This is a genomic window from Variovorax sp. dw_308 (genome assembly GCF_019207085.1).
Classification (GTDB): domain Bacteria; phylum Pseudomonadota; class Gammaproteobacteria; order Burkholderiales; family Burkholderiaceae_C; genus Variovorax.
This window is the reverse complement of sequence record NZ_JAATOM010000004.1, coordinates 576,386-588,497: the sequence shown is the minus strand read 5'-3', so window position 1 is coordinate 588,497 and position 12,112 is coordinate 576,386. Positions and strand designations below refer to the sequence as shown.

Annotated in this window: 6 protein-coding genes; 4 read left to right on the top strand and 2 right to left on the bottom strand. The window is 64.1% G+C overall.

The annotated features are described in order from the left end of the window. Nucleotides 1–123 precede the first annotated feature (123 nt). The 3 genes from HCU76_RS12045 to HCU76_RS12035 are packed head-to-tail and all read left to right on the top strand — an operon-like array spanning nt 124 to nt 2,154. Entirely contained in the window at nt 124–1,491 is a 1,368-nt protein-coding gene (locus HCU76_RS12045; protein WP_218509381.1) for a T6SS immunity protein Tli4 family protein, read from the top strand. Then, entirely contained in the window at nt 1,488–1,631 is a 144-nt protein-coding gene (locus tag HCU76_RS12040; RefSeq protein WP_218509380.1) for a hypothetical protein, read from the top strand. Before HCU76_RS12045 ends, HCU76_RS12040 begins: the two co-directional genes overlap by 4 nt. Before the next feature lie 19 nt (nt 1,632–1,650). Beyond that, nucleotides 1,651–2,154, top strand: coding sequence for a pentapeptide repeat-containing protein (locus tag HCU76_RS12035; RefSeq protein WP_213953816.1), 504 nt, complete (start codon nt 1,651–1,653; stop codon nt 2,152–2,154). A 44-nt stretch (nt 2,155–2,198) separates the two neighbouring features. On the opposite strand, the gene HCU76_RS12030 is transcribed toward HCU76_RS12035, so the two are convergent. Both HCU76_RS12030 and HCU76_RS12025 read right to left on the bottom strand, forming a co-directional pair. Further along, nucleotides 2,199–4,397, bottom strand: coding sequence for a response regulator (locus HCU76_RS12030; protein ID WP_218509379.1), 2,199 nt, complete (start codon nt 4,395–4,397; stop codon nt 2,199–2,201). Between the two features lie 5 nt (nt 4,398–4,402). Further along, complete coding sequence (locus tag HCU76_RS12025; RefSeq protein WP_218509378.1) at nt 4,403–10,714, bottom strand: HAMP domain-containing protein; 6,312 nt, start codon at nt 10,712–10,714, stop codon at nt 4,403–4,405. A 534-nt stretch (nt 10,715–11,248) separates the two neighbouring features. On the opposite strand from HCU76_RS12025, the gene HCU76_RS12020 reads away from it, so the two are divergent. Continuing rightward, the gene (locus HCU76_RS12020; RefSeq protein WP_213953813.1) at nt 11,249–12,103 is read left to right on the top strand and encodes an STAS domain-containing protein; all 855 of its coding nucleotides are present in this window, start codon (nt 11,249–11,251) and stop codon (nt 12,101–12,103) included. Nucleotides 12,104–12,112 lie beyond the last annotated feature (9 nt).

Here is a 12,112-nt window from a genome sequence, read left to right as displayed (position 1 = left end):
TTAAAGGAATATTTCGGCAGCCGGGTATGAGCATCAGGCTAGCTACAAGGACCCGCGCGCTTTAGCCTCGACACTCTATTCAATAGTTCGTATTGCCCAAAAGGCCACGTGGAAGCATGGCGCATGAAAACGCGGAGTGCCACGCACCGCAAGGCGGTCTTCTCGCTGTGTTTGCTTGTCTTATTGTCGGCGTGCCACCTCAAATCCCAAGAATCTAAAACGGAGAAAATGACTACCTTATCCCCCCGCCTTCAGTCGCTCTTCAGCAAGACAAAGACCGTTTGCTTTGGTCGCTTCATGATTGATATTCCAGAAGAATCAGAAGTTATATGGGGAAAGGCCTCGATACCTTTGGGAGTAGTCGTCTACAGCAGGGAATTTGCAATGCTGAATCAATTTGTTTCAGAGCAAGAGGCCAAGCTAAAAGGCGCACGACGATTTCCACGCAACGAAAATTTTAATCAATTTATCGAGACAATCGACGGAAAGGTGAAAAATCAAAAGACGATTGTTGGGTATCAAGATTTCTCCGGACCAAATCTCAGAATTTTTTCCTATTTTCCATTGGAAACGGATTTAGTTGAAGTCAGCGCCCTCCCCCTTGACACAGAGAAAGCAGATACGATTCTGGACATCAACGACTTGGCCGATCGCCTCCGACCGAGAAAGGAGAGCGATCTCCCGGGTGAACCCGGCACTTGCATTGGACATGCGTACTTACCCGATTCTCCTATAGCCGAAAACAAGCCGAAATCCATCGAACACATTCGTCTCGGATTCCGTTCCAAGCAATTCCCGGACGTCCACTTATCGATCTACACGGCCGGAGCAAATTCGCACGACCCGCAAAGTGACTCCTTGGAGCGGCAACTTGAACGAACAGAATCACAAGCATCTCTGTCAGGTCAATCTAATCCCTTTTCCGTATTGAAGGTCTTGAGACGTGGCCCTCGTCAGATTCACGACTGGACAACTGGCTATGAGTTCTTGACGCGCACACCTGATGAAAAAGTGTCCCGCGCGCATCAGGATTTCTGGTTGAAGTTCACAGGCGAGCCGAACGACGCGCTGAGACCGTACGCGGACATTCAACTCAAAACCGGCGTGTACCAAGATGCTGCCGGAAAAGTGAACTCCAGCCTCACGGACGAAGAAGCCATCGCACTCTGGGACAAGCTCACCAGTTCCATCCGTGTCAGGCCAGTGAGCAGCACCGCCAAGAAAACAAGCGACGCCAATCCGCGGCGCCCCTTGGGCGAACTCGCTGCGACTGGACGCACCTGCCCCCAAACCGGAATCTGGCAGTGCGACGACGACGGCAATATCCAGAACGGCAGGCGCCGGCACTTCAACGCGGGCGAGGTCATGCCCGGCATCGTGCGTGCGGGGGAGCAAAGTTTCCTGCAAAAATTGAAGGGCGAGCAAGCGACCTACCGCACCGGAACTGTGTGGAGGTTGGTGGACTACGAAGAAGGCGGAGGCAAGTCATGATGCGCAGGCCGGGGGTGGTGGGTGTCTTCGCATGCGTGCATGCAGACGGCGTACCCGAGATCGAGATGAAGTATCTCAATAGGCGCCGCGTCACCGGCGCCGACGCTGTGGCGACGCGCTACGGCCTCGACGCGCAATGATGCCCAAACGCAGCAAACCATGAGTTCCCAAACCATCATCCTCAATCACGACAAGTGGCGAAAAGGTATCGGGGGTGCGCCGGCAGGCCTCGCGGGTCAAGCCGACAGCAATGCCTATGCCGGCCTGGACCTGAATCTGGCGGTATTCGCCAGCAGCACATTCATGGGCAGCAGCTTTACTGCCACGACATTCCATCAAGGCCAATGGAATGCCTGCACATTCACCGGCGCAAGTTTCACCGCGTGTGACTTCGAGGGCATCACGATGGCGGGGTGCACGTTCAACCAGTGCACCTTCAGCCAGAGCCAACTGACGCGATCCACTCTGAACGACTGCACCTTCGAGTCCTGCGAGCTGAATACGGTCACGCTCGATGCCGGCCAGTGGTCAGGCGTAAGGCTGTTGAACTGTTTTGGCACGGAGCTTGCGGGCCACGACCTCCGCGGCGAACACGTGAAGTGGGAGGGCAGCCATTTCAGGAACATCCGGCTGGTCAACGCGCGAATCAATCTCTCCATGTAGGGAGAGCCCGGTGTGCACCCGGCCTTGCGCGCCCTCGCTTCGCCTCAACGCAACGCGCCCGCCCGAGCCCGCCATGCGTCGATGCAAGCCAGCATCAGCGTCGTATCCGCCGGCTTGACGAAGTGCTTGTCGAAACCCGCATCGACCGCGGCTTGCCGGTCGCTGAGCTGGCCGTAGCCGGTCAGCGCGATGAGCAGGATGCCTTGGCCCTCCGGCAGCAGCCGGATGCGCCGCGCCACCTCATAACCATCGAGCACCGGCAACCCGATGTCGAGGACGACGACCTGCGGCTTGAACGCGGCCAGTTCGGCCAGGGCCTCCTGCCCGTCGCGCGCCACGCGCACCGCGTGCCCGTCCAGCTCCAGCACGGCCGCGATGGCGACCGCCGCATCGTGGTTGTCGTCCACCACCAGGATGCGCTCCACTTCGCGGCGCGCAGGCGTGGCCGACACCGCGCCCAAGATGTCAGGCGCCTTGTCCCGCATCACATCGGGCAGGCGCACCTTGAACTCGGAACCCTTGTCGAAGCCGGCGCTGATGACCTCGATGTCTCCGCCATGCAACTGCGCCAGCCTGCGCGCAAGCGTGAGCCCGACGCCCAGGCCGCCTTGCGAGCGGTCCAGCCCGCGCTTGCCCTGCGCGAACAGGTCGAAGATCCGCGGCAGCAGTTCCGGGTCGATGCCCATGCCCTGGTCGACCACCGACACGACAACGTCCTCGCCCTCGACGTGCGAGCGCAGCACGATGGCGGTGCCCTCCGGGCTGTACTTGGACGCGTTGTGCAGCAGGTTAGCCACCACCTGCGTCAGCCGCGCCACGTCGCCCTGCAGCCAGACCGGGTGCGCCGGCAGTTCCACGACGAGTGACTGCCGGCGGCTCTCCACGAGCCCGTGCACCGTCTCTACGCCTTGCGAAATCACCGCATTGAGGTCCAGCCGCTCGCGCTTCAGGACGATCTTGCCCTGGCTGATGCGCGTGACGTCGAGCAGTTCCTCGATCAGCCGCGTGATCTGCCGAAGCTGCCGGTTGGCGATGTCGATGGCCCAGTCCACCTTGGGATGCGGGGCGGCCGTGCGGCGCACCACTTCCACCGCCATCTGGATCGGCGCCAGCGGGTTGCGCAGCTCGTGCGACATCATCGCGAGGAACTCGTCCTTGCGACGGTTCGAGTCCTGCAGTTCCTCCTGAGCCGCCATGCGCTCGTGCACCTCGCGCTGCAGCACGCCGTAGAGCCGCACGTTCTCGAAGGCGCTGGCCGCACGCGCGGCGATCTCCTCCAGCAGCATGGTCAGGTGCGCCTTCCAGGCGCTCTCGTCATCCGGCGCGATCAGGATGGCGCCCAGCACACGTTCGCCCACGCGCAGCGGCACGGCGATGAACGAATCCAGCGTTGCCAGCCGGCGCGCATGGATCAACTCCAACGCCGGCGAGCCGGCGGCAGACTCGCGCAAGGCGGTCCGGACCACGCGGCGTTCGCGCGAGACGATCGCGTCGGCCAGCGTGTCGCGCAGCAGCGGGTCGAGGTCGGCCTCGGGTTGCCGCGAGGTGTAGACACGACCTTCGGAGGCCGACGCGACCAGGGCCCCGGACTGGCCGAAGTCGGGGTCGGTCAGTTGCACCACGGCAAAGGAGGCCAGCTCGGGTATCAGCAACTCGGCGCACTGGTTCATCGCCACCTCGGCCTGCAGCGAGCCGCTGAGCATGCGGCTGGCCCGCGCCAGGAAGGCGGAACACCTGTCGTTCTCCTCGGCGATGCGCCGTGCGGCTTCGGCCGCCAGCACTGCGGCCTTGCTGTCGGCCTGGCGGCGGATCTGGCGCGTCATGAGGTAGAGCGAGACGAACACGCCGACCTTGCTGCGCAGGATCTCCGGCACCACCGGCGAGAGGATGTAGTCGACCGCGCCCAGCGAATAGCCCCGCGCTGTCTGCACCTCGTCGGCATACGAGGTGATGAAGATGATCGGCGTGTGGGCCGAGCGGCGGTGCTTGCGGATCAGCGCCGCCGTCTCGAAGCCGTCGATCTCCGGCATGTTGACGTCCAGCAGGATCACCGCGAACTCGCGCTTCAGGATCTCGCGAAGCGCCGCCGCGCCCGACTGCACCGGCACGAGGTTCTGGCCCAGTTCCTCCAGCACGGTCTGGAACACCAGCAGCTTCTCGGGCAGGTCGTCCACGATCAGGATGTCGGCCTTCTCCTGGCCGCTCGAGCCCACCAGTGCGTCTTCCATCGGGATGTCGCTCATGCGGGCTACTTGCATAGCCAGCCTCGCAGCACGACCAGCAGGTGCGCCGTTTCAACGGGCTTGGACAGGTAGTCCCAGGCGCCGGCCTCGATGCATTTCTCGCGGTCGCCCTTCATCGCCTTGGCCGTCACCGCGATCAGCGGCAGGTGCTTGCCGCTCGGCAGCTTGCGCAGCTCGCGCATGGTCTGCATGCCGTCCATCTCCGGCATCATGATGTCCATCAGCACCACGTCGATGTCGGGGTCGTCCTGCACCAGCTGGATCGCGTCACGCCCGTTCTCGGCGGAGACGACCGCCATGCCCTGCTCTTCCAGCACCGTCGCCAGCGCGAAGATGTTGCGCACGTCGTCGTCGACGATCAGGGCCTTCTTGCCGGTGAGGATGCGCGAGGCATCGTTCGCGGCCTCCACCGCGATGCGCTCCTGCTGCGTCATCGAGGCCACGCCGCGATGCAGGAGGAAGGCTGTCGCGTCGATCAGGCTCTCAAGCGAATCCGCGGTGCGCAAGGTCGAACCCTGCTGCCCGTATTCCCATTGCGAGGCCGAGCCTCCCTCGGAGGTGCGATGCAGCAACACCGGCAACTGCCGGGCCGCGGTGCGTGCATCGATGTATTCGGCCAGGTCGTTGCGGCTGAAGCCCTTCAGCTGGCCGTCGGTCACGAGGCAGTCGACGTCGCCCTTGGCCAGTTCGCCGCGCAGCGCATCGGCGGCCTCGACCACCACCGGCCGCAGGTCGCCGTTGCCCAGCGCCGCAAGGTATTTCTCGCGCACCGGCGAAGGCTGCATGACGACGAGCAGCTTCTTCGCGCTCGACTGCACGAAGGCATGCAGGTGGCGCAGCGCCACGTCGACCTCGTCGATCGATTGCAGCGGCTTGGCCAGGAAGCCGATGGCGCCGGAGTTGAGTGCGCGTTCGCGCGAGTCGTCGGTGGAGACGACACAGATCGGTATGTGCCGCGTTCCCAGGTCAGCCTTGAGCCGCTCGAGGATGCGCAAGCCCTGCATGTCCGGCAGGTGGATGTCGAGCGTGATGAGCGCCGGCCGGTAGTCGCGGATCAATGCCAGCGAGCCCGCGCCGGTCGGGCTCACCAGGCCCTTGAAGCCGCAGCGCCGGGCCGCCTGCAGCAGCATTTTCGAGAACGGCAGGTCGTTCTCCACGATGAGCAGCACCAACTCGCCGGGCAGGATGCTTTCGCGGTCGTCATCGGCCACGTTGATGGAGGTGAGGTCCTCGGCATGCAGTTGCGCCGGCACGGACGTCGAAAGCGAGGGCTGCAGCACGCGTTGCAGCGTCTCGTCGGCCAGGCTGCGTTTCACCAGCGCCGACTCGATCGCGGCGGTCCGGCCCGGCCGCAAGCTGCGCGACGGGCTGTAGCTTTGCGGCAGGTACAGCGTGAAGGTGCTGCCCTCGGTCGGCGCGCTGACCAGGCGGATCTCCCCGCCCAGCAGCCTCGCAAGCTCGCGGCTGATGGCCAGGCCCAGGCCCGTGCCGCCGTATTTGCGCGAAGTGGACCCGTCCGCCTGCTGGAAGGCCTCGAACACGATCTGCTGCTTGTCCGCAGAGATGCCGATGCCGGTGTCGGACACCGAGAAGGCGATCACGCTGCTGGCGCGGTTGAGCTCCTCGTTGTCGCGCGACCAGCCGCCATCGGCCGTATTGATCGACAGCGCCACCGAGCCCTGGTGCGTGAACTTGAAGGCGTTCGACAGCAGGTTCTTGACGATCTGCTGCAGCCGCTTGACGTCGGTGACGATGGTCTCGGGGAGCATGCCTGTCGCGCGGATCTCGAAGCCCACATGCTTGGCCTCGGCCACGTGCTGGAAGCTGCGTTGCACCGAGCGTTGCAGGTCGTCCAGCCGGAGCTCGCTCACCTCCACTGCCACGGTGCCCGACTCGATCTTCGACAGGTCCAGGATGTCGTTGATGAGCATCAGCAGGTCGTTGCCCGACAGGTGGATGGTCTTCGCGAACTCGACCTGCTTCGACGTCAGGTTGCCGCCGCTGTTCTTGCACAGCTGGTCCGACAGGATCAGCAGGCTGTTGAGCGGCGTGCGCAACTCGTGCGACATGTTGGCGAGGAATTCCGACTTGTACTTGGAGGTGAGCGCGAGTTGCTCCGCCTTCTCTTCCAGCGCCTGCCGGGCCTGCTCCACTTCCTGGTTCTTGCGCTCCACTTCCTGGTTCTGGTGCACCAGCAGGCGGGCCTTTTCCTGAAGTTCCTCATTGGTCTGCTGCAGTTCCTGCTGCCGGTTCTGCAACTCTTCGGCCAGCGACTGTGACTGCGTCAGCAAGTGCTCGGTGCGCATGTTGGCCGAGATGGTGTTGATCACGATGCCGATCGATTCGGTCAACTGGTCGAGGAAGGCCTGGTGCGACGGATTGAAGCGCTCCAGCGAGGCCAGCTCCATCACGCCGCGCACCTCGCCCTCGAAGATGATGGGCAGCACGATCACGTCCATCGCCGCGCTTTCGCTCAGGCCAGTGGCCACGCGGAAGGCGGTGCTCGGCACGTTGGTGAGCAGGATCTTGGCCTTGTCGACCGCGCACTGGCCGACGAGGCCCTGGCCCAGTTCGAGCTCCTTGCCGTGCGCGTTCTGGCCGCCGGAGGCGTAGCTGGCGACCAGCTTGAGCTTGGTGGTGTTGCCGGCGTTGCCGAGCACATAGAACTCGGCCTGCTGCGCACCGACCACGGGTGCGAGTTCGGACAGGATCAACTGGCCGACGGTGAGCAGGTCCTTCTGGCCTTGCAGCATGCGGCTGAACTTGGCGAGGTTGGTCTTGAGCCAGTCCTGCTCGGTGTTCTTCTGCGTGGTGTCCTTCAGGTTGCGGATCATCTCGTTGATGGTGTCCTTGAGGGCGGCCACTTCGCCTTGCGCCTTCACCGTGATGGAGCGCGTCAAGTCGCCTTGCGTCACGGCGGTCGCCACTTCTGCAATGGCGCGCACCTGTGTCGTGAGGTTGGCGGCCAGCTGGTTCACGTTTTCGGTGAGGCCCTTCCACGTGCCCGCGGCGCCGGGTACCTTGGCCTGGCCGCCGAGCTTGCCTTCCACGCCGACTTCGCGTGCCACGGTGGTCACCTGGTCGGCGAAGGTGGCGAGCGTGTCGGTCATGCTGTTGATGGTCTCGGCCAGGGCCGCGATCTCGCCCTTGGCTTCCACGGTGAGCTTCTGCTTCAGGTCGCCGGTGGCCACGGCGGTCACCACCTTGGCGATGCCGCGCACCTGGCCGGTGAGGTTCCCGGCCATGAAGTTCACGTTCTCGGTGAGGTCCTTCCAGGTGCCCGAGACGTCGCGCACCTGTGCCTGCCCGCCAAGCCGCCCTTCCGTGCCCACCTCGCGCGCCACCCGCGTGACTTCGGCGGCGAAGGACGAGAGCTGATCCACCATCGTGTTGATCGTGGCCTTCAGCTCCAGGATCTCGCCCTTCACGTCCACCGTGATCTGCTTGGACAAGTCGCCAGCCGCCACGGCCTTGGTCACGTCTGCGATGTTGCGCACCTGCGAGGTGAGGTTCGACGCCATCAGGTTCACCGAGTCGGTCAAGTCTTTCCACGTGCCGGCCACGCCCTGCACGTCGGCCTGCCCGCCCAGGATGCCCTCTGTTCCCACTTCCAGTGCCACGCGCGTCACTTCCGCGGCGAAGGAACGCAACTGGTCCACCATCGTGTTGACGGTGTTCTTCAACTCCGAGATCTCGCCCTTCACGTCCACGGTGATCTTCTTGGACAGGTCGCCCGCTGCCACCGCCGTCGTCACTTCCGCGATGTTGCGGACCTGGGACGTGAGGTTGCCGGCCATGAAGTTCACCGACTCGGTCAGGTCCTTCCACGTGCCGGCCACCCCCTGCACGTCGGCCTGCCCGCCCAGGATGCCTTCCGTGCCTACCTCGCGCGCCACGCGCGTCACTTCGGCGGCGAAGGAACGCAACTGGTCCACCATCGTGTTCACCGTGGCCTTGAGTTCCAGGATTTCGCCCTTCACGTCGACCGTCACCTTCTTCGACAAGTCGCCCGCCGCCACGGCCTTCGTCACGTCCGCGATGTTGCGCACCTGCGAGGTGAGGTTCGACGCCATCGAGTTCACCGACTCGGTCAAGTCCTTCCACGTGCCGGCCACGCCCTGCACGTCGGCCTGGCCGCCCAGCTTGCCTTCGCTGCCCACCTCACGGGCCACGCGCGTCACTTCAGCGGCGAAGGACGAGAGCTGGTCCACCATCGTGTTGATGGTGTTCTTCAGTTCGGAGATCTCGCCTTTCACTTCCACGGTGATCTTCTTGGTCAGGTCGCCCGCAGCCACGGCCGTCGTCACTTCCGCGATGTTGCGCACCTGCGAGGTCAAGTTGCCGGCCATGAAGTTCACCGACTCGGTCAAGTCCTTCCAGGTGCCGGCCACGCCCTGCACGTCAGCCTGCCCGCCGAGCCGTCCTTCGGTGCCGACCTCGCGCGCCACCCGCGTCACTTCCGCGGCGAAGGAACGCAGCTGGTCCACCATCGTGTTGATGGTGGCCTTGAGCTCCAGGATCTCGCCCTTCACCGCCACGGTGATCTTCTTGGAGAGGTCGCCTGCGGCCACGGCCTTCGTCACGTCCGCGATGTTTCGGACTTGCGACGTCAGGTTGCCGGCCATCGAATTGACCGAGTCGGTCAGGTCCTTCCAGGTGCCCGACACGCCTTCCACTTCCGCCTGGCCACCAAGCCGGCCCTCGGTGCCCACTTCACGCGCCACCCGCGTCACTTCGGCGGCGAAAGATGACAGCTGGTCCACCATCGTGTTGACCGTCGCCTTCAGCTCGAGGATTTCGCCCTTCACGTCCACGGTGATCTTCTTGGAAAGATCGCCCGCCGCCACCGCCTTCGTCACGTCCGCGATGTTGCGCACTTGCGAGGTGAGGTTCGACGCCATCGAGTTCACCGAATCGGTCAAGTCCTTCCACGTGCCGGCCACGCCCTGCACTTCGGCCTGCCCGCCGAGCTTGCCTTCGCTGCCCACTTCCCGCGCCACGCGCGTCACCTCGGCGGCGAAGGACCGCAACTGGTCCACCATCGTGTTGATGGTGTTCTTGAGTTCTGAGATCTCGCCCTTCACGTCAACGGTGATCTTCTTGGACAGGTCGCCGGCGGCCACGGCGGTCGTCACCTCGGCGATGTTGCGCACCTGCGACGTGAGGTTGCCGGCCATGAAGTTCACCGATTCGGTCAGGTCCTTCCACGTGCCCGCAACGCCCTGCACGTCGGCCTGCCCGCCGAGCTTGCCCTCCGTGCCCACTTCGCGCGCGACCCGCGTCACCTCCGCCGCGAAAGAACGCAGCTGGTCCACCATCGTGTTGACGGTGTTCTTCAGTTCCAGGATCTCGCCCTTCACGTCCACGGTGATCTTCTTCGAGAGGTCGCCCGCAGCCACCGCCTTCGTCACGTCCGCGATGTTGCGCACCTGCGAAGTCAAGTTGCCGGCCATCGAGTTCACCGAGTCGGTCAGGTCCTTCCACGTCCCCGACACGCCTTCCACCCGCGCCTGCCCGCCCAGCGAGCCTTCCGTCCCCACCTCGCGCGCCACCCGCGTCACTTCCGACGCGAAGGACCGGAGCTGGTCGACCATCGTGTTGATCGTGTTCTTCAGCGTGAGGAACTCGCCCTTCACATCCACGTCGATCTTCTTGGAGAGGTCGCCCTTGGCAACGGCAGTCGTCACGTCCGCGATGTTGCGCACCTGGTCGGTCAGGTTGCCGGCCATCGAGTTCACCGAGTCGGTCAGGTCCTTCCACGTCCCGGCCACGCCCTTCACCTTGGCCTGCCCGCCCAGCTTGCCCTCGGTGCCCACCTCGCGCGCGACGCGCGTCACCTCGGCGGAGAAGTCGCCGAGTTGTTCCACCATCTTGTTGATCGTCTTGGCCGTGCGCAGGAACTCGCCTTCGAGTTCGCGGCCGTCGACTTCGAGCGCCATGCTCTTGGACAGGTCGCCCTGCGCCACCGCGCCGATCACGCGCGCCACTTCGGTGGTCGGATGCACCAGGTCGTCGATCAGCGCATTCACGCATTCGATCGACTGCCCCCAGAAGCCGCGTGTCTCGGAAAGCATGGCGCGCTGCTTGAGCTTGCCTTCCCTGCCCACCACGCGGCGCAGACGGACCAGCTCTGCAGCCAGCGTGGCGTTCTGGTCGACCACGTCGTTGAACACTTCCGCCACCCGGCCGGCGATGCCGGTCCAGTGCATCGGCAGCCGTACCTTCGCGTCGCCGAGGCGCAACCTGGAAAGCGCATCCAGCAAGAACTCGTATTCCTCCTGCGGCGCGGCCAATTGGAGCGTGTCGGGTGCATTCATGTTCGATCTTTCAGTCGATGGAGCAATACAGGTTCGCGCCTGCGAACTCGCAGGCCAGAGGCTGGCATGACGCCGAACTGTGTTGCCCTCATCCCATGGAAACACCGGCTGGGCCTCGACGACGAGGCCCAAAAACCCGGTATTCCGCTCTCCCGGCGCCGATATTTCAGGTTGACTCCCACAACCTTCACAGCGCCGTTGGCCAGTTCAGATGCGCAATCCCCTCGCGGCACGCACGCCTCGCCCGGGGGGATGTTGCACGCGGTCACATTCACCCCTTGTAGGAGAAATTCGCTCCTTCTCGTCGCTCCCCGCCCATGCGCCGCTGCAGGAAGTGGCAGGCCGGCGAACGCAAGCGTGTTGCCAAGCCTTCCCGCCCTTGTGGGACAACACGCCGCCGACGACAAGGAAAAATGCGCGTCAAAGGCGCCTGCAGGCACTTTGCATGGGTTCGAGGTTGACTATCTGTCACACTTGAAAAGCAATGCCCAAGGAGGGTCGCCACTTGTCTCCAACACTTCACCGAAGAATCCGATGACCCCTGACAACGCCGCGATCGACGCGCTTCTCACCGACTTGCACAGCGACATCACCCGCCAATGGCTCGATGACGTGGCCGCCTCGTCGCCGATGGGCGCCAATGCAGCCAATGCCACGGGCGAGGCGCAAGGCCTGATGAACGGGCTGCGCTCGGGGCTGCGCTCCGGCGCCGACCCGGCGCGCCTGGACCAGGCCGCCTGGGCGTCCCTGCGCGCGGCATTGGAGACGCTGTCCCAGTCGCGCGCCGCGCAAGGCGCCACGGCGGGCGAGACCAGCCACTTCGTGCTCGCGCTGAAGAAGCCTTTGTTCAGCGCGCTGCAAGAGCGGCTCGGCAAGGAGCCCAAGCAGTTGTTCGACGCGATCTTGGCAGTCTCGACCCTCCTCGACCACATGGCGCAGTGGACGGTCACCACCTATCAGGCCACGCGCGAAGACATCATCCGGCGCCAGCAGGAAGAGCTGCTAGAACTGTCGACGCCGGTCGTCAAGCTGTGGGAAGGCGTGCTGGCCGTACCCATGATCGGCACGCTGGACAGCAACCGGACCCAGCTGGTCATGGAATCGCTGCTCCAGCGCATCGTCGAGACCGGCTCCGAGATCGCCATCATCGACATCACCGGCGTGCCGACCGTCGACACGCTGGTCGCGCAGCATCTGCTCAAGACGGTGACGGCAATCCGCCTCATGGGCGCCGACTGCATCATCAGCGGCATCCGGCCGCAGATCGCGCAGACCATCGTCCACCTGGGCATCGACCTGCAGGGCATCGTCACCAAGGCATCGCTGGCAGACGCCTTGCTGCTGGCCCTGAAGAAGCTCGGCTACGTCGCGACCCGCACCAAGGCCTGAGCGAGGCAC